The sequence below is a fragment of the Limnohabitans lacus genome, from assembly GCF_030053395.1.
In the GTDB taxonomy this organism is placed as follows: Bacteria; Pseudomonadota; Gammaproteobacteria; order Burkholderiales; family Burkholderiaceae_C; genus Limnohabitans_A; species Limnohabitans_A lacus.
The window spans coordinates 35,819-53,391 of record NZ_JASGBH010000003.1 but is presented as its reverse complement, the minus strand read 5'-3'; the positions used below and the strand labels follow the sequence as shown (position 1 = coordinate 53,391).

At 62.2% G+C, this 17,573-nt stretch carries 22 protein-coding genes; 6 read left to right on the top strand and 16 right to left on the bottom strand.

Annotated elements, in window-relative coordinates:
* Window positions 1-66 precede the first annotated feature (66 nt).
* The 3 genes from QLQ16_RS04800 to QLQ16_RS04790 all read right to left on the bottom strand — a co-directional run bounded on the left by QLQ16_RS04800 (window position 67) and on the right by QLQ16_RS04790 (window position 1,743).
* Window positions 67-693, bottom strand: a complete 627-nt coding sequence (locus tag QLQ16_RS04800; RefSeq protein ID WP_283223557.1) for a BON domain-containing protein — start codon at window positions 691-693, stop codon at window positions 67-69.
* The gene (locus tag QLQ16_RS04795; protein WP_283223556.1) at window positions 694-1,278 is read right to left on the bottom strand and encodes an SIS domain-containing protein; all 585 of its coding nucleotides are present in this window, start codon (window positions 1,276-1,278) and stop codon (window positions 694-696) included.
* Between the two features lie 75 nt (window positions 1,279-1,353).
* Window positions 1,354-1,743, bottom strand: a complete 390-nt coding sequence (locus tag QLQ16_RS04790) for a YraN family protein (RefSeq protein WP_283223555.1) — start codon at window positions 1,741-1,743, stop codon at window positions 1,354-1,356.
* A 14-nt stretch (window positions 1,744-1,757) separates the two neighbouring features.
* On the opposite strand from QLQ16_RS04790, the gene rsmI reads away from it, so the two are divergent.
* Window positions 1,758-2,657: a 16S rRNA (cytidine(1402)-2'-O)-methyltransferase gene (gene rsmI, locus QLQ16_RS04785; protein ID WP_283223554.1), complete on the top strand. Its 900-nt coding sequence runs from the start codon at window positions 1,758-1,760 to the stop codon at window positions 2,655-2,657.
* Window positions 2,658-2,669: 12 nt separating this feature from the next.
* Here the strand turns inward: rsmI and QLQ16_RS04780 are convergent, their stop codons facing one another.
* The 13 genes from QLQ16_RS04780 to hpaR form a co-directional block, all read right to left on the bottom strand.
* On the bottom strand, window positions 2,670-3,575 hold the full coding sequence (locus tag QLQ16_RS04780; RefSeq protein ID WP_283223553.1) for a DMT family transporter: 906 nt from the start codon (window positions 3,573-3,575) through the stop codon (window positions 2,670-2,672).
* 4 nt (window positions 3,576-3,579) lie between these two features.
* Window positions 3,580-4,581, bottom strand: coding sequence for a 2-dehydropantoate 2-reductase (locus QLQ16_RS04775; RefSeq protein WP_283223552.1), 1,002 nt, complete (start codon window positions 4,579-4,581; stop codon window positions 3,580-3,582).
* Window positions 4,578-5,372, bottom strand: coding sequence for a class II aldolase/adducin family protein (locus tag QLQ16_RS04770; protein ID WP_283223551.1), 795 nt, complete (start codon window positions 5,370-5,372; stop codon window positions 4,578-4,580). Before QLQ16_RS04770 ends, QLQ16_RS04775 begins: the two co-directional genes overlap by 4 nt.
* Before the next feature lie 28 nt (window positions 5,373-5,400).
* Entirely contained in the window at window positions 5,401-6,390 is a 990-nt protein-coding gene (locus QLQ16_RS04765) for a Bug family tripartite tricarboxylate transporter substrate binding protein (RefSeq protein ID WP_283223550.1), read from the bottom strand.
* Window positions 6,391-6,446: 56 nt separating this feature from the next.
* Entirely contained in the window at window positions 6,447-7,259 is an 813-nt protein-coding gene (locus QLQ16_RS04760) for an HpcH/HpaI aldolase family protein (RefSeq protein WP_283223549.1), read from the bottom strand.
* A gap of 15 nt (window positions 7,260-7,274) precedes the next feature.
* The gene (gene hpaH, locus QLQ16_RS04755) at window positions 7,275-8,090 is read right to left on the bottom strand and encodes a 2-oxo-hept-4-ene-1,7-dioate hydratase (RefSeq protein ID WP_283223548.1); all 816 of its coding nucleotides are present in this window, start codon (window positions 8,088-8,090) and stop codon (window positions 7,275-7,277) included.
* 78 nt (window positions 8,091-8,168) lie between these two features.
* Window positions 8,169-8,600, bottom strand: coding sequence for a 5-carboxymethyl-2-hydroxymuconate isomerase (locus QLQ16_RS04750; protein ID WP_283223547.1), 432 nt, complete (start codon window positions 8,598-8,600; stop codon window positions 8,169-8,171).
* Between the two features lie 12 nt (window positions 8,601-8,612).
* Window positions 8,613-9,539 (bottom strand): 3,4-dihydroxyphenylacetate 2,3-dioxygenase, encoded by a 927-nt coding sequence (hpaD, locus tag QLQ16_RS04745; protein ID WP_283223546.1) that lies wholly within the window; start codon window positions 9,537-9,539, stop codon window positions 8,613-8,615.
* A gap of 26 nt (window positions 9,540-9,565) precedes the next feature.
* Window positions 9,566-9,997 carry an MAPEG family protein gene (locus QLQ16_RS04740; protein ID WP_283223545.1) on the bottom strand — a complete coding sequence of 144 codons (432 nt, stop codon included), beginning with the start codon at window positions 9,995-9,997 and terminating at the stop codon, window positions 9,566-9,568.
* Window positions 9,998-10,026: 29 nt separating this feature from the next.
* Window positions 10,027-11,496 (bottom strand): 5-carboxymethyl-2-hydroxymuconate semialdehyde dehydrogenase, encoded by a 1,470-nt coding sequence (gene hpaE / locus QLQ16_RS04735; protein ID WP_283223544.1) that lies wholly within the window; start codon window positions 11,494-11,496, stop codon window positions 10,027-10,029.
* Window positions 11,493-12,263 (bottom strand): fumarylacetoacetate hydrolase family protein, encoded by a 771-nt coding sequence (locus QLQ16_RS04730; protein ID WP_283223543.1) that lies wholly within the window; start codon window positions 12,261-12,263, stop codon window positions 11,493-11,495. The genes hpaE and QLQ16_RS04730 overlap by 4 nt, the downstream gene beginning before the upstream one ends.
* A complete protein-coding gene (locus QLQ16_RS04725; RefSeq protein ID WP_283223542.1) occupies window positions 12,260-12,904 on the bottom strand; it encodes a fumarylacetoacetate hydrolase family protein in 645 nt (214 codons plus the stop codon). Before QLQ16_RS04725 ends, QLQ16_RS04730 begins: the two co-directional genes overlap by 4 nt.
* Entirely contained in the window at window positions 12,901-13,392 is a 492-nt protein-coding gene (hpaR, locus tag QLQ16_RS04720; protein WP_283223541.1) for a homoprotocatechuate degradation operon regulator HpaR, read from the bottom strand. The genes QLQ16_RS04725 and hpaR overlap by 4 nt, the downstream gene beginning before the upstream one ends.
* Window positions 13,393-13,456: 64 nt before the next feature.
* Between hpaR and QLQ16_RS04715 the strand changes: the two genes are divergently transcribed.
* The 5 genes from QLQ16_RS04715 (at window position 13,457) to QLQ16_RS04695 (ending at window position 17,569) form a co-directional block, all read left to right on the top strand.
* A complete protein-coding gene (locus QLQ16_RS04715) occupies window positions 13,457-14,503 on the top strand; it encodes an NAD(P)H-dependent flavin oxidoreductase (protein ID WP_283223540.1) in 1,047 nt (348 codons plus the stop codon).
* A gap of 39 nt (window positions 14,504-14,542) precedes the next feature.
* Complete coding sequence (gene radA, locus QLQ16_RS04710; RefSeq protein ID WP_283223539.1) at window positions 14,543-15,928, top strand: DNA repair protein RadA; 1,386 nt, start codon at window positions 14,543-14,545, stop codon at window positions 15,926-15,928.
* A gap of 26 nt (window positions 15,929-15,954) precedes the next feature.
* Window positions 15,955-16,344 (top strand): glycerate kinase, encoded by a 390-nt coding sequence (locus QLQ16_RS04705; RefSeq protein WP_283223538.1) that lies wholly within the window; start codon window positions 15,955-15,957, stop codon window positions 16,342-16,344.
* Window positions 16,345-16,415: 71 nt separating this feature from the next.
* The gene (locus QLQ16_RS04700) at window positions 16,416-17,354 is read left to right on the top strand and encodes a branched-chain amino acid transaminase (protein ID WP_283223537.1); all 939 of its coding nucleotides are present in this window, start codon (window positions 16,416-16,418) and stop codon (window positions 17,352-17,354) included.
* 11 nt (window positions 17,355-17,365) lie between these two features.
* Window positions 17,366-17,569 (top strand): zinc-finger domain-containing protein, encoded by a 204-nt coding sequence (locus QLQ16_RS04695; protein ID WP_283223536.1) that lies wholly within the window; start codon window positions 17,366-17,368, stop codon window positions 17,567-17,569.
* The last annotated feature ends 4 nt before the right edge of the window (window positions 17,570-17,573 follow it).

The following is a 17,573-nucleotide window of genomic DNA, read 5'->3' as shown; positions in this document are numbered from 1 at the left end:
GCTGATGCGCTTTTAGCCACAAAAAAACCGCTCACATGGAGCGGTTTTTTCATGCCAGGGCCAACATCACTTGGACAAGGGCGGCTGGCTCAGGCGCTGCAATTCAGCTTCCGAAATCTCTTCAAACACACGCACCACCTTGGCTACGCCGCCAACGCCACGGGTGATGTCGGTGGCCCGCTTGGCTTCACGGGCGGTCACGCGGCCCATCAGGTAGACGATGCCGCGCTCGGTCACCACCTTGATGCTGTTGACCTGCAGGTCTTTGGCATCCAGAAATGCCGCTTTGACCTGGCCAGTGATCACCGTGTCTTTGGAGCGCTGCGTGAGGCTGCTGGGCAGCGTCACGGCCAAGTCGTTGACGACCGAGCGGACGTTTTCCTGACTCTGCGCCAATTTTTCAGCGCGCTCTTTCAAGGCCTGGGTGCGGACTTCACCCGTCAGCAAGGCCTGTTTGTTGTAGCTGGTCACGTTCAAATGAACACTGTCGCCCAACTCATTGCGGATGGCACTGCCGACCTTGATCTCAATGCCTTCGTCTTCGACTTGTGAGCCCGTGGTGCGGCGGTCGGTGGCCACCACGCCGGTCATCACCGCGCTGCCCACCAACAAAGGCGCACAAGCCGACAGACTCGACAAAGCGACGACAGCCAAAGTGCTGGTCAAGACCAGCGATTGCAAATTGCGTTTCATTTACACAGGCTCCTGTTCACCCAACAACTGGGTGTCTATTGCATCACACAAACTGTGCAGCACCAGGTGCTGCACCTCTCGAATTCTGGCGGCCCGCTCATGGGGCACGCTCACATGGACATCGGTCTCGCGCAACTGCCGCGCCAGTGCCCCGCCATGTTGGCCGGTCAGGGCCAACACCGACATCTCACGCTCATGCGCCGCCTGAACCGCCTGTACCAAGGCATTGTCTTCACCATCGGCACTGAACAGCACCAACACATCACCCGTTTGACCGAGCGCGCGCACCTGATGTGATAAAGCTTGTCCATCTGGCCAGGCGGTCGCCATCAAGCCCTCGGAGGCCAGGCACAAGGCCGCCAAGCCTGGCCTTTCACGCTCAAAGCCGCCCACCAACAACAACGCCAAGTACTGGGCCAGGGCCGAGGATGCCCCCATGCCCGCCGTCAGCACTTTGCCGCCCCCGGTCACACAGGCCAAGACCATTTGCAAGGCGGCATCCACCGGCTTGGCCAAAGCTTCGGCCACCTGGTAATGCAGGTCTGCACTGTCGATGAAATGCTGTTGAATGCGCTGCTCTAACATGGCGGGGATGATAACCGCCTGCTGAGGCGGCTTCAGGGCATTTCCCTTGTTTTCTTGTGCCTTGGCGTACTTCTTTCATCCCGCATCAAAAGCCGCTGGCAACCACTGAGGTCCTTGGGCCTCAATAATGACCACATCAAAGCGCGTGGGCGGCAAGCGCCGCCAGCGCAAGAGGTAGTGCTGCGCGGCCACCACGATGCGCCTTTGCTTGTGAAAACCCACGCTGGCCGCAGCCCCGCCAAAGTCGCTGCGGCTGCGTTGGCGCACCTCCACGAACACCACCGTGCCTTCTGGCGCTTGCATGATCAAATCGATTTCGCCGCCGCCGCGCCCAGGGGTCCGATAATTGCGCTGCAGCAGGCGCAAACCGCGCTCTTGCAAATAGGCCAGCGCCTCGTCTTCGCCCGCATCCCCTCGGGCTTTGGTCGTGGCTTTGCCGACACCGTCTTTTTTGAGGAATTGCATTGACTCCGTCTCCCATGTCTGCGTCGTTCGCCCCAGCCCTTGCCGCCGCCAACGACGCTGCCGGTCAGCAAAACCACCCGGCCAGCACACTGTATGTCGTGGCCACCCCGATTGGCAACCTGGCCGACATCAGCCTGCGCGCCTTGCATGTGCTGCAAAAAGTGGACGTCATCGCCTGCGAAGACACCCGCCACACCCAGCAGATGCTGCGGGCCTACGGCATCGACCGCCCCGGCAGCCAATTGCTGGCCGTGCACCAGCACAACGAGGCCGAAGCCGCGCAAACTGTGATCACCCGCCTGGCCCAAGGCGAGCGCGTGGCCTATGTCAGCGATGCGGGCACCCCCGCGATCAGCGACCCCGGGGCGCGCCTGGCCGCTGCCGTGCGCCAAGCGGGCTTGCGCGTGCTGCCCTTGCCTGGTGCCAGCAGCGTCATCACCGTGCTCAGCGCCTCGGGCATGACGGGTGAAAACGGTTTTGTCTTCACCGGCTTTTTGCCCAGCAAAGCGGGCGAGCGCCAACACGCCGTGCAGGCGCTGGTGCAAGAAAGCCGCGCGGTGGTCCTGCTGGAGGCCCCCCACCGCATCGAAGCGCTGGCGCAAGCCCTGGGCGTGTTGGGCGAGCGGCGCATCACCGTGGGCAGGGAGCTGACCAAACAGTTTGAACAAATTGAGACGGTGGCCGCCCAAGACTTGGCCGCTTGGCTGGCCGAAAAGCCCGAGCGCCAACGCGGCGAGTTCGCCTTGGTGGTGCACGACAGCCCAGTGGCCGAAACATCGGGCGAAGGCCTGCGGGTGCTGCAGCTGCTGCTGCCCGAGCTGCCCCTGAAAACCGCGGTAAAACTGGCCGCCGAGATCACGGGCGAGTCGAAAAACGTGCTCTACGACCAAGCACTGATGCTCAAAAACGCCTGAAGCGGACTCCGCTCAGCGTTTGCGCAGGCCCAGCCACATGACGGTGGAGACCACCACCAAGGCGCCCAACAGCTGCATGGGTGCGATCGATTGACCCAGCAGCGCCCAGGCCAGCACCAGGGCGAACACGGGCTCGACGTTCATGATGGCCGAATTGCCCACCACGCCCAACTTGGGCAAGACCATGAACATGATGGTGAAGGCCGTGCCGTACAACAAGCTGAGCAGGGCCAAGCCCCACCAACCGGGCTGGGCCGTGGGCAGGTGAAAGCCGCCTTGACTCATGGCGGCGGTGATCGAAAAGAGGGCCACCAAGCCCATGGTCGAGAAGGTTCGCAAGCGGCCATCCAGTCCGCCCGCTTCGTGCTCCATGAGCACCATGGCCAGCCCAAAGGTGGCTGAGGCCGCCAAGGCAAAGGCAATGCCCACACCGATCTGGCTCCAATGCGCCGCCGCACCCAAGCCCGATGCAGCACCGAACACATCGAGGGCCAGCGACAGTCCGATCAACATGAGCGGCATGGCCAAAATCACCGCGCGTTCGGCTTTGTGGCCATACAAAACGCGGGCCCAAAAAGCCGTGGTCAGCGGATAGGTGTTGAAGGCCAGCAAAGCCAGTGCCACCGGCAAGCGCGCCACCGACGAGTACAGGCAAACGCTTTGCACCGCGATCAAGCCGCCAATGGTCAGCAGGAATTTCTTTTGCCGCAGCGTGGTGGTCAAAGAGACTTTTTGCTGCCAGAGCACAAAGCCCACGACCAAGGCCGTGACGCTGCTGCGCGCGCTGACGGCGGTGACCACGTCCACGCCGTTGTTGAAGGCAAATCGGGCCGCCACATGGTTGGCCCCCATCATGAAAGCGATCAAGAGCAGGGTGGCAAAAGCGGTGCCCGTCAGGGCCTTGCGTGTGGCGGTCATGGCTTCATTGTGCGGGGTACAAACCCAGACCCCTGGCATGCAGGCGACTGAGACCCAGCAGCGCATCGGTGAAGGGCGTCGCCACCTGCGTGAGTTGACCCAGCTCGCGCACCGCGCTGACCAGGGCATCGAGCTCCACCGGCTTGCCCGCCTGAACGTCTTGCAGCATCGAAGTCTTGAACGCGCCCAGCTTGCGCGTCATGGCGTGGCGGTCTTCCGGGGCTTGCGCAATCGGAATGCCAATGCGCTCGCCGATCGTTTTGGCCTCCAGCATGACGTTCGAGATGAAGCCGCGCACCAGCTCGTCATCCAGGATGCGGTCGGTGGTCGCGCCGGTGATGGCACTGACCGGGTTGACGGTCATGTTGCCCCAGAGCTTGTACCAAATGTCTTTTTGAATCTGGGGCGATAGCGTCGCATTGAAGCCGGCCTTTTGCAGCAAGGCATGCAGGGCTTGCACGCGGGGCGTGGCTTGGCCCGAAGGCTCGCCCACGATCAGGCCATCGCCAAAGTGGTGGCGGATCACGCCCGGCGCATCGACCGAGCAGCTGGCATGCACCACGCAGCCGATGATGTGCGCGGCAGGCAAGGCACGGGCAATGCTGCCGTCCGGGTCCACCGAGCTGAGCGAGCGGCCTTCAACCGGACCGCCAAAGCCCTGCAAGAACCACCAAGGCACACCGTTCATGGCCGTCAGCACAACGGTGTGCGGACCGATCAACGGTCCCACCTGCGCCGCCACCGAGGCCAGCGCGGGGGCCTTGACCGAGATCACCACCAAATCTTGCACGCCCAGTGCTGCCGCATCCTGACTGGCCTGAACAGGCACGGTGTGAAGTTCGCTGCCTTGGTGCATTTGCAAACCATTTTTTTGCAAGGCTTGCAAAGTGTCGCCTCGCGCCAGCACGCTCACCTGCGCTCCGGCTCGCGCCAAATGCACGCCCATCCAGCCGCCGATGGCGCCAGCGCCCACGATGGCGACTTTGTGAAAGTTGACCGCGCTCATGAACGCCACCCGATGTCGATGCGGTCCACCTGACGCACCAGCGCGTCGAACACGTCTTGGCCCGCGCCATGGTGGGGGTTGAATTGCAGCGCATCGCGTGTGCATTTGGCGGCGATGTCTTCGCTGACCGGAATGGGTTGGCCCATGCTCAGCGTGGCCATCTGGATTTCGCAGGCGCGCTGCAGTGTCCAGAGGATGGCAAAGGTCTGGGGCAGGGTCTGCCCCCAGGTCAGCAAGCCATGGTTTCGCAAGATCACCGCTGGCTTGTTGCCAATGCTTTGCAAGACCCGTGGGCCTTCCTCGGCATGGATGGTGATGCCCTCGAAGTCGTGATAAGCCACCATGTCGTGCAATTGGGCCGAGTAGAAGTTGCTTTGCGAGAGGCCGCCCTTCAGGCAAGCCACCGCCACACCCGCTGTGGTGTGGGTGTGCATCACGCAGTGCGCGCCCTCGATGCCGCCGTGCAGCGTGGCGTGCACCACAAAGCCGGCCGGGTTGACCTTGTGGCTGGAGCCGTCCAGCACCTCGCCTTGCATGTTGATCTTGACCAGGTTGCTGGCCGTGACCTCGCTGTAGTGCAGCCCAAAGGGGTTGATCAAGAAGTGCTTCTCACCCCCCGTGGCACTGTCGGGCAGGCGCAGCGTGATGTGGTTGTAGATCATCTCGGTCCAGCCGAGCATGGCGAACACGCGGTAGCAACTGGCCAGCTGGAGCCGCGCCTGCCATTCATCGGGGTGCATGTGTGCAGGTGCAGGGACATCGGTAGGCACGGGTTTCAAAACGGCATTCATGGCACGAACTCCATACAGGATCAAAAAATCAAGCCTCGGCGGTGAAGCCGATGGTCTTGACGATGGGCGCCCACTTGGCGGTGTCCTTGCGGATCAGCTCCGTCAACTCGGCAGGCGAGCAGGACATGGCCTCCAGACCAAAAGTGGCCAAGCCGTCCACCACGTCTTTGGATGCCAGTGCGGCCTTGACCGCCGCGTTCAGGCGTGACACCACATCGGGCGCAGCCTTGGCGGGCAAGAAGAAGGCAAACCACTCGCTGTGCACCATGTCCTTGAGGCCTTGCTCGGCGTAGGTCGGCACATCGGGCGCGAAACGGTTGCGCTTGGCACCGGACGTGGCCAGGATGCGGATCTTGCCCGTGGGCAGGTGCTGGGTGATGTCGCCGATGGGGCCGCTGACGGCCGCAATTTGGCCACCCAGCAAGTCCAGCATGGCGGGCTGGGTGCCTCGGTAAGCCACGTGTTTGATCTCGACGCCTGCGTGGCGGCCCAGCAAGGCGCCCACAAAGTGCGGTGTCGAGCCTGCGGCGGGCGAGCCAAAGTTGGCCTGGGCCGGGTTGGCCTTGGCCCAAGCCATGAAGTCGTTGATGTTCTTGACGCTCTCAGGCACGGCGGGGCCGACGGCAAAGCCAAAGTCGAACACGCAAGCGAGCGACACAGGGCTCAAATCGGTCGCGGGGTCGTAGCTGAGCTTTTTGTAGATGTGCGGGTAGATCGTCAGCATCGAGGTGGGCGTTTGCAGCATGGTTGCGCCGTCGGCCGGCTGGCTCTTGACGTACTGGATGGCGATCTGGCCGCCCGCGCCGGTTTTGTTTTCGACCACTGCAGCCTTGGCATAGCTGCCCGTCAGGCGCGTGGCCACGCGGCGGCAAGTGGTGTCGGAAGTGCCGCCTGCCGCAAAGCCGGTGACAATCTTCAGGTTCTCAATCTGGGCCTGGGCCATGACCTGCTGGCCCAAGGTGGCCAGCACAGCACCTGCGCTGGCGGATTGAACGAATTGACGACGGGAAATGCTCATGGAAGTCTCCTGGGGTTGGAAAAGAACGAACAAAACGTGTGAAAGAACCGGTGTCTTCAGTAGGTCTGGCCGGAGGTGGCCGCAGGTGCTACCACTTGCTTGAAGTGCGCGGCCAAGTCGGCGGTCTGGCGCATCAGGATTTGCGTGTCCAGACCCACGGCCACAAACACGGCGCCCCACTCTAGGTACTGCGCGGCGAGTTGCCGATCCGGGGTGAGGATGCCAGGGGCCTTGCCCGCTTTGAGGATGCGGGCAATCGCATCGGCAATCGCGGCCTGCACATCGGGGTGAGCCGCATTGCCCACATGGCCCATCGAGGCCGAGAGGTCGGCCGGGCCGATGAACACACCGTCCACACCAGGGGTGGCGACGATCGCGTCCAGGTTTTTGAGGGCTTGGAGTGACTCGACCTGCACGATGAGACACACCTCTTCGTTGGCACGCTTGAAGTAATCGGTGTAGTGGCCCCAGCGCGATGCTCGGGCACCGGCCATGCCGCGCACACCGCCCTGCCCGTCGTCCTGCGGGTAGCGCATGGCCTGCACCAGTTGCGCCGCTTGCTCGGCGGTGTCGACCATGGGCACCAAAATGTTTTGCGCGCCCAAATCGAGGTACTGCTTGATGAGCGCCGTGTCGCCCACCGGCACTCGGGCCACCGCATGGCTGGTTGGGTAAGCGGCAATGGTTTGCAGCTGGGACTGGATGGACTGCAAATCGTTGGGCGCGTGCTCGCCGTCGATCACCAGCCAATCGAACCCGGCCAAGGCGCAGATTTCGGCGGTGTAAGCATTGGCCAGTCCCAGCCAGAGGCCGATCTGGGGTCGCTTGTCTTTGAGGGCTTGTTTGAAAAGATTGCTGGGGGTTTGCATGTCTGCTCCTTGGACTTAAACGAATCGAAATTCCAGTTTGCCCAGTGGGCCGTAGTCCGCATCGAACACATCCCCCACTTTGGCGAGCGCAGGTTTGGTGAAAGAACCTGCCAACACGATCTCACCCGCCTGCAAGTGTTCCCCCCAGGGCGCCAGCTTGTTGGCCAGCCAGGCGATGCCCACGGCCGGGTGCCCTTGCACGCCCGCAGCCAGGCCCGTTTCTTCGACCACGCCGTTTTGGCGCAGCACCGCGCCGCACCACGGCAGGTCGGTGGTCAGCGGGTCAACCCGTTTGGCCCCGAGCACAATGCCTGCGTTGGCCGCGTTGTCGCTGATGGTGTCGTACACCTTGCGCATGACTTTGGTGTGGCGGTCGAACTGTTCGATGCGCGAGTCGATGATCTCAATCGCAGGGGTCACGTAGTCGGTCGCCTCCAGCACCTGCTGCACCGTCACGTGGGGGCCGCGCAGTTCTTTTTTGAGGATGAAGGCCAGCTCCACTTCCACACGGGGCGCGATGAAATCGGTGAAGGGGATGTCCAGCACCTGACCGGGCGTGCAGGTGTAGCGCATGTCATCCAGCAGCGTGCCGTAGTCGGGCTCGTCGATCTGACTGGAGACCTGCATGGCGCGGCTGGTGAGGCCGATCTTGTGGCCGATCATGGTGCGCCCCTCGGCGAACTTGATCTGCATCCAGGCGCGGTTGATGCGGTAGCCGTCTTCGATCGTCATGCCCGGAAAACGCTTGGAAAAGTGCTCGATCTGCAAGCGGGATTTTTCGGACTGGTTGAGCTCGTGGGCGAGCTGCTGGATCAATGCGTCGTCAAACATGGTTTTCTTTTCCCGTAAGAGCCAGCCCTGCTGGCGATCAATTCTTGTGGTTTCTAAAATCGCCAGCAGGGCTGGCTCCTACATCTTGTTGAACAGCGGATGCAGGTTGCTGTGCTTGGCGTCAAACACCTCGGGGCCAACGTCGATCTGCAGGGTGATGCCGATGTGGCGCTGCGCCATGACGGGCGCGAAAAAGGCTTTGGCCACTTCGAGCAAGGTTTGCCCGGCGCGTTGCTGCGTGGCGTCTGTGCGACCACGGCCCATGCGCACGTTCAGGTAAACAAAGGCGTAGTCGCCCGAACCGCCTGCATCAAGACCCGCAGCCCCGCCATCGGCCACCGCGTAGTGCGGTGCAGGGTAGGCCAGCACGCGTGTGCCGCCTGTAGGGAAAACCTGTTTGCCCTCTTCGTCTTTCGCAGTCAGCATGGCGTCGGCCATTTGGCGGCACAGGGTGGTCATGTGGACTTCAGCGTCCAGCTGACCGGTGTAGAGAATCACAAGATGGGGCATGGGTCGCTCTCCTCAAAGGCGGGTGCTGATGGCCGTGTAGCCCTCGGCACGGCTGGCCACGGCGGCGGGCACTTGGCTGCCGTCTTGCGGCGTCACGTCAAAAATCGCATTGAGCTGGCCCGTGCCACTCGCGCCGAAGTACGGCGTCACCATGTCCACGCCGCCGTCGTACCCCGTCCAGCCCAAAGCGCCCATCAGCATGGCGGTGTCGTGCATGAAGCCTTCGCCGTGGCCTTTGCTGGCGTACTCGGGCAGCATCTCGCAAAAGGCTTTCCACTCGCGGTTGCCCCACATCTGCAAAACCTGCTTGTCGAGCTGCTCCAAAAACGGGCTCCAGATCTTGTGCGCGAATTCGGGGGCCAAACCGTTTTGCGCAAAACGGTGTGAGAGCGATCCGCTGGCCAGAAAGGCCACTTTGCCGTCGTAATGCCTTTCCACCGCCTCGCGCATGGCCCAGCCCAGGCGGGCGCTGTCGTTGAGATAATGCACCATGCACAGCGCCGACACCGAGACCACCTTGAAGTGCTGGTCTTCGTTCATGTAGCGCAGTGGCACCAGCGTGCCGTATTCCGGGTCCAGCGTGGTGTTGTCGTGCGCCAGCGTTTCCACGCCGTGCGCGTTGGCCACTTTGGCCAGCAGGTGCCCCAGATCGGGGTTGCCCGGTGACTCAAAAGCCATGTGGTTGATGAAGTGCGGCAGCTCGTTGCTGGTGTAGCTGCCTTTGAAGTGCGGCGCGCAGTTGATGTGGTAATTCGCATTGACCAACCAGTGCGTGTCGAACACCACCAGCGTGTCCACACCCAAAGCGCGGCAGCGGCGGCTGATTTCCTTGTGGCCGTCGATGGCGCTTTGGCGCGTGCCAAAACGAGGGCCAGGAATTTCACTCAGGTACATGCTGGGCACGTGGGTGATTTTGGCGGCGAGGGCAAGTTGTCCCATGGGGTGTCCTTTGAATGGGCTTTGAATCAGATGACGTGCAACAAGGTCAAGCCCCACACCAGCCAAAGCCCGAGCAGCACCAGCATGCTGGCCGCAAAAAATTTGAAGCGCGTGAACACCACATTGCGGCCGCAATGCACCACACTGTGGCCCACTCTCAGCAACACATACACGCAGGCCAACACCAAAGCGCCGATGCTGACCGTTTGCGTGACATAAAGACCGGTACACGCCACATAAAACATGACCGGTGTTTCAAACAAGTTGGAGAAATTGTCGGCACAACGGGTGTCTTTGAGGGTCGCCGCAAACTCGCTGCGCGTGGACACTTTTTGGGGGTGCACTCGCAGCGCCTTGAATTGCCGAACGCGCTCGCGAAACGTCAAGTAGGCCACCACCAGCACCAAAGCCATCATGGCAAATACAGGCGCCCAAATGGCCAATGGGTTCACGGTCATGGTCATCTCCAGTTTGAAAGTCGTTGTACTCAAACGCCCCAATGCGGAATGTGGTGCGAGCCCATCGAGACCGCCACGTTTTTGGGCTCACAGAACACTTCGTAGCTCCAGGTGCCGCCCTCGCGGCCCGTGCCGCTGGCCTTGGTGCCTCCAAAGGGCTGGCGCAGGTCGCGCACGTTTTGGCTGTTGACAAAGCACATGCCCGCTTCCACCGCAGCGGCCACGCGGTGGGCGCGGCCCAGGTTCTCGGTCCAGACATAGCTGGAGAGGCCATATTCGATGTCGTTGGCTTTTTCAATCGCGTCGGCCTCGTCCTTGAACGGAATCAGGCAGGCCACGGGTCCAAAGATTTCTTCTTGTGCGATGCGCATGCGGTTGTCGACGTCGGCAAACACGGTGGGCCAGACGAAGTTGCCGTTCTTCACATGCGCGGTCAGGTCAGCGGCATAGCCGGGTTGTTGAAGTCCGCCACACAGCATGGTTGCACCCTCTTTGGGGCCGAGTTCGATGTAGCTGCGCACCTTCGCCAAGTGGGCCTTAGAGATCATGGGACCGACGATGGTTTTTTCATCGAGCGGATCGCCCACGGTGATGCGTTTGGCGCGCTCGGCAAACTTGGCCGCAAAGTCGGCGTAGATGCTTTGTTGCACCAGGATGCGGCTGCCTGCGGTGCAGCGCTCACCGTTGTTGCTGAAGATCATGAAGATGGCGGCGTCCAGAGCGCGGTCTAAATCAGCGTCTTCAAAAATCACAAACGGACTCTTGCCGCCGAGCTCCATGCTGAACTTCTTGAGCCCCGCGCTTTGTACGATGCGGTTGCCCGTGACGGTGGAGCCGGTGAAGGAAATCGCCCGCACGTCGCGGTGCGAGACCAGCGGCTCGCCCGCTTCTTTGCCGTAACCGTGCACCAGATTGAGCACACCAGCGGGCACGCCGGCTTCCAGCGCCAGCTCGCCCAAACGGGCAGCGGTCATGGGCGAGAGCTCGCTCATCTTGAGCACAGCGGTGTTACCAAAAGCCAGGCACGGCGCGACCTTCCAGGTGGCGGTCATGAAGGGCACGTTCCAGGGGCTGATGAGGGCGCACACGCCCACCGGATGGAACAGGGTGTAGTTCAGGTGCGTGGGCGTGGGGTAGGTGTGGCCGTCCACGCGGGTGCACATCTCGGCAAAGTAGTGGAAGTTGTCGGCCGCACGCGGCACCAATTGCTTGCCGGTCTGGCTGATGGTCTGGCCGCAGTCTTTCGTCTCGGTCTCCGAAATGTCAGGCACATGCTGGGTGATCAGGTCGCCCAATTTGCGCATGATCTTGGCACGCTCGGTGGCGGGCGTGGCGGCCCACTGGGGGAAGGCGGCTTTGGCGGCAGCGACAGCGGCATTGACTTCTGCTTCGCCGCCCGAGGCGACTTCGGCGAGCACCTCTTGTGTGGCGGGGTTGATGCTTTCAAAGTAGTTGCTGCCTGCGACACTCTGGCCGTTGATCAGGTGGTCGATTTTCATGGGGTGGCTTTCACGATGGTGTTGGTCAATGCGCCGATGCCTTCGATCTCGGTGACGATCACGTCGCCGGGTTGGCAATCCACGATGCCGTCGGGCGTGCCCGTCAGGATCAGGTCGCCGGGGTTGAGGGTCATGAAGCTGCTGAAATATTCGATCAGCGTGGGCACATCGAAAATCATGTCGGCGGTGCTGCCGCTTTGGGTGACTTTGTCGTTGACGGTGGTCTGCAGCTTGAGTGCCATCGGGTTGGGTACATCCGCTGCATCGACCAGCCAGGGGCCAATGGGCGTGCAGGTGTCGCGGTTTTTCACCCGCAGATTGGGGCGGTACCAGTTTTCCAAGTAGTCGCGGATGGCGTAGTCGTTGGCCACGGTGTAGCCCGCAATGTAGCCATATGCATCGGCCTTCTTCACCCGGCGGGCGGTGCGGCCCACCACCACGGCCAGCTCGCACTCGTAGTGCATGTAGGCCACTTCCGACGGTCGCTGGGTGAAGGCTTTGTGCCCGATCAACGAGGCTTCGCCCTTCATGAAGGCCAGCGGCTCTTCAGGCGCCTTGAAGGCCAGTTCCTTGGCATGGTCGGCGTAGTTCAAGCCCAGCGCGATCACGGTGCGCGCTTGCGGCACGGGCGCCAACGGCGGCAGCCAGACGACTTCGTCAAAGGCCACACGGCGGCCCTTGTGCGGGCCTTGTGTGATGAGCAACTGCCCATCGGATTCAACAGCTTGCTGGATGGCGCCGGACCAGGCAATGCGTGCGTGCTTCATGCGGCACCTCCCACCGTGGTGACAACAGCATCAAACCCTGGTGCAGAAATCTCCACCCGATCGCCAGCCTTGGCGCGTGGCCGTGAGCCGTCCGCCAGACAATCGGTGCCGACCATCAGCACATCCCCGGGCTGCAGCGTCATGAATTCGCCCACATCGGACAGCAAGGCAGGCAAGTCGCGCATCAACTCGCGCAGGTCCACGGTCTGCACCCAATCGCCGTTGCGGCGCACCGCGATCTGCAGCGCGGCCCAATCCTGCACCTGGCCAGCCGTGACCTGCTCAGGCAAAGCCAGAAAACCATCGCGGCAGCGGAACTTGACCGGCGGACGGTAATAACTGGCGTGCGGCACAGCCCAGTCGTTCAGCAGCGCAGCGCCCGCCACCTGGCCGTCGCGCCCGATCACCAGGCCCAGCGAGGCGCCGATGTCGACTTCCGTGACGCCGTCTTGCAACAACAGGTCTTGCCCAGCCGGGCTGAAGGTGTTGGCCGTCTTGACGTAGAGCACGGGCGCCTTGGGCGCGGCTTTGTGCGGGTCTTGCATCATGCGCGGGGACCACAGGTCCCATTCGCGGCGAAAGTTGAGCAAGGTGCCGTACACCGTGCCCTGAGGCTGCCATGTGGGTGTCCACGGGTTCATCGTTCTTCTTCCTCGGCCAGCGTTTCTGGCGATTCTGTGTCAGGGGTTTCGAGCGCAATCAACTCGTCAAGCAGCACGTACAACTGCCCCAGCTTGGCCTTGCCCAGTTGCTGCTCCATCCAGCTGTAGTGCGCCTCGATCGTTTGGGACAAGGCCTGCACCTTGTCCAGGCCCAGCGCAGTGGCGCGCACCACGGTTCGTCGGGCGTCTTGTGGGCAGCGCGCCCGCTCAATCAGGCCATCGCGCTCCATGCGCGTGAGCACGCCCGTCAAACTGGGCCCGAGCAGGTAAGCCTCTCGGGCTACGCGGCCGGTTTCAGTGCCCGCCGGGTCGGCGGCATGCTCCCCGAGCACCCGCAACACCCGCCACTGCTGGTCTGACAGGCCATGCTCGCGCAAGCTCGGCCGAGTGTGGGCCATGACCGCTTCGCGCGCCTGCAGCAGCAGACGCGGCAAATTGCGGTGAACGAAAGGGGTGGGCTTGCTCATTTATTTAACATGTTAAATGAATGAAGCCTGGGCGACACTCAGGGCAAACCATTACAGTGAAGGCATGGACGCATTTTTTGAAAGTCTGGGGTTGGCGGCCCCCATCATCCAAGCCCCGATGGCCGGCGTGCAAAACCACCGTTTGGTCGCTGCCGTCTGCCTTGCGGGCGGCCTAGGGTCCCTGCCCGCCGCCATGCTCAGTGCCAGTGACTTGCAAGCGCAATTGCAAGCCCTGCGCCAAGCCACGGACAAGCCCTTCAACGTCAACTTCTTTTGCCACGCACAGCCGACACACGATGCCCTGCGCGAGGCCGCCTGGCGAGAAGCCTTGACACCCAGTTACCGTGAGCTGGGCCTGGATGCACAAGCCATCGCCAGCGGCCCCGGCCGCCTGCCCTTCAACCACGAAGCGGCCGATGTGCTGGAGGCCTTTCGCCCAGCGGTGGTGAGCTTTCACTTTGGCTTGCCTTCGGCCGAGCTGGTCCAGCGTGTCAAAAGCTGGGGCTCGCGAATCTTTTCGTCTGCCACCACAGTGGACGAAGCGCTGTGGCTGCAAGCCCACGGTGCCGATGCCGTCATTGCCCAAGGGCTGGAGGCTGGCGGTCACCGGGGCATGTTCCTGTCAGAAGACCTCAGCACCCAAATCGGCACCTTCGCCTTGCTGCCCCAGATCGAGCAGGCGGTGAACATCCCGGTCATTGCTGCAGGGGGCATCGCCAGTGCAGCGGGCGTTCGCGCGGCCAAGGCTTTGGGCGCTGCAGCGGTGCAAATCGGCACCGCTTATTTGTGCAGCGACGAAGCCAGCACCAGCGCCTTGCACCGCGCCGCCTTGCAGTCGAGCGCTGCGAGGCACACCGCCTTGACCAATGTGTTCACCGGCCGGCCCGCGCGGGGCATCGTCAACCGCGTCATGCGCGAACAGGGCCCCATCAGCCCCCTGGCGCCCGCATTCCCCTTGGCCACGGCGGCCATGGCCCCTTTGCGCGCAGTGGCCGAAGCCCAGGGCTGCAGCGATTTCACGCCTCTTTGGGCAGGCCAAAACACAGCGCACATCCAGTCACGCCCGGCCGGTGACATCACGCAAGACTTCATCGCTGCGTGGCGGGCTTGATCAGGCACACTACAGCGCTCACCCGTTTGCACCCGACCCATGGCCAAAGACAAATCGATATTCACCTGCACCGAATGCGGTGGCACCAGTGCCCGCTGGATGGGCAAATGCCCCAGCTGCAACGCCTGGAACACCCTGATCGAAGGCTCTGCCGAACCGGCAGCGGGCAAAAACCGCTTTGGATCGGTGCATGCCTCTCTGGCCCCCACATCCGATGTGCTGCCGCTGTCGCAAATTGAGGCGGCTGATTTTGAACGCCACCCCACGGGCATCGACGAGCTGGACCGCGTGCTGGGCGGCGGCATGGTCGAGGGCGGCGTGGTGCTGATCGGCGGCGACCCGGGCATTGGCAAATCGACCCTGCTGCTGCAGGCGGTGGACGCCTTGCAACGCAGCGGCATGAACACGCTGTATGTGACAGGCGAAGAAAGCGGCGCGCAGGTGGCCATGCGTTCGCGGCGTCTGGGCTTGCCTGATTCGCAAGTCCCAGTGTTGCCCGAAATCCAGCTCGAAAAAATCCTGCACACCCTGCAGTCGCGCCAGCCGGGCATCGCCATCATCGACTCGATCCAGACGGTGTACTCAGACCAATTGACCAGCGCGCCCGGCTCGGTGGCGCAGGTGCGCGAGTGCGCCGCGCACCTCACGCGCACCGCCAAATCCACCGGCACCACCATCGTGCTGGTCGGCCATGTGACCAAAGAAGGCGCCCTGGCTGGCCCCCGAGTACTGGAGCACATGGTGGACACGGTGCTCTACTTTGAAGGCGACACGCATTCGAACTTCCGCCTGATCCGCGCCATCAAGAACCGTTTTGGCGCGGTGAACGAAATCGGCGTTTTTGCCATGACCGAAAAAGGCCTCAAAGGCGTGAGCAACCCCAGCGCGATTTTCTTGAGCCAACACGCCGAGCCCGTGCCAGGCAGCTGCGTGATGGTCACGCTCGAAGGCACACGCCCGCTGTTGGTGGAGATTCAGGCCCTGGTAGACAGTGGCGGCCCATCACCCCGTCGCTTGAGCGTGGGCCTGGACCGCGACCGCCTGGCCATGCTTCTGGCCGTGCTGCACCGCCATGCGGGCGTGGCCTGCATGGACCAAGACGTGTTTGTGAACGCCGTGGGCGGCGTGCGCATCAGCGAGCCCGCAGCCGACCTGGCGGTGATGCTGGCCATCACCAGCAGCCTGCGTGGCAAGCCGCTGCCCAAAGGCTTCATCGCCTTTGGCGAAGTGGGCCTGGCCGGCGAAGTGCGCCCTGCCCCGCGCGGCCAAGACCGCCTCAAAGAAGCCGCCAAGCTGGGCTTCAAAGTGGCCGTGGTGCCCAAAGCCAATACCCCCAAGAAAAACGACAAGGCATTCGAGGGCCTGACGATTTACCCGGTGGACAGGATAGAAGAAGCGATGCAGGTGGTGCGGGGCTTGGACTGAATCTGCGCAAGGCACAATCCCACCCCATGAATTTCTCGAAAATCTTGGCCCCTGTGGCCATCATCGTTTTGACCATCGGCGCCTGGAACCAATTTGGCTGGGCCGGTATCGCGCTGGCCGGTGGCGGCGTGGTCATGTGGATCTTGCTGCACTTCACGCGCTTACTGACCATCCTCAAAAAAGCCGCAGACCGGCCGATTGGCCATGTGGCCAGCGCCGTCATGCTCAACGCCAAGCTCAAAAAAGGCGTCAGCCTGATGCATGTGATTGCCATGACCCGTTCGCTGGGCAGCCTGCAAAGCCCCAAAGACGAGCAACCCGAAGTCTTCACCTGGACCGATGCCGGTCAATCCTGCGTCACCTGCACCTTTGTGGGCGGCAAATTGGCCGAATGGTCTCTGCACAGGCCAGCCTGAATCGGCCTTCTCAGCCCGTAAAATGCTTCCTTTTGCAATCTGCAAATCACTTTTTTTAATCAGGACCCAAGATGAGCGTTGTGATCCCCTCCATGTCTGACCGCGACGGCAAAATCTGGATGGACGGCCAGATGGTCGATTGGCGCGATGCCAAGATCCACGTGCTGAGCCACACCTTGCACTACGGCTGCGGCGCTTTTGAAGGCGTGCGCGCCTACAAGACCGAGCAAGGCACTGCCATCTTCCGCCTGCAAGAGCACACCGACCGCCTGTTCAACAGCGCCAAGATCTTGCGCATGGCCATCCCCTTCACCAAAGACCAAGTCAACCAAGCGCAACGCGATGTGGTCCGTGAAAACAACTTGGAAAGCGGCTACATCCGCCCCTTGACCTGGATCGGCGACAAGAAGCTGGGCGTGAGCCCCAAGGGCAACACCATCCATCTGATGGTCGCGGCCTGGACCTGGGGTGCGTACCTCGGCGAAGACGGCATGAAACGCGGCATCCGCGTGAAGACTTCGAGCTACACCCGCCACCACGTCAACATCACCATGACGCAGGCCAAGGCAGTGAGCAACTACACCAACTCGATCTTGGCCAATATGGAAGTGACCGACGAAGGTTACGACGAAGCCCTGTTGCTCGACACCTCGGGCTTTGTGTCGGAAGGCGCTGGCGAAAACATCTTTGTGGTCAAAGACGGCGTCATCTACACGCCCGACTTGTCGGCTGGCGCCTTGAACGGCATCACCCGCAACACGGTGTTCCACATCGCTAAAGATCTGGGCCTGGAGATCGTGCAAAAGCGCATCACCCGCGACGAGATCTACATCGCCGACGAAGCCTTCTTCACCGGCACGGCTGCAGAAGTGACACCGATCCGTGAACTGGACCGCATCCAGCTGGGCGCTGGCAGCCGAGGCCCCATCACCGAAAAAATCCAATCCGCGTTCTTTGACATCGTCAACGGCCGCAACCCCAAGTACGCCCACTGGCTGACTTTGGTTTAAGGACATCAACCATGAGCAACACCATTGAACTTCTGGCATCGGATCTGAACCCCCAAGGCGGCGTGTTCTGCCCCAGCCCCAAAGCCGACATGAAACTGTGGAACAGCCACCCCAAGGTCTACCTGGACGTGGCCAAAACCGGCCAGGCCAAGTGCCCTTATTGCGGCACTGAATACAAACTCAAGGCCGGTGAGGTTGTGAGCCACGGGCACTGAACGC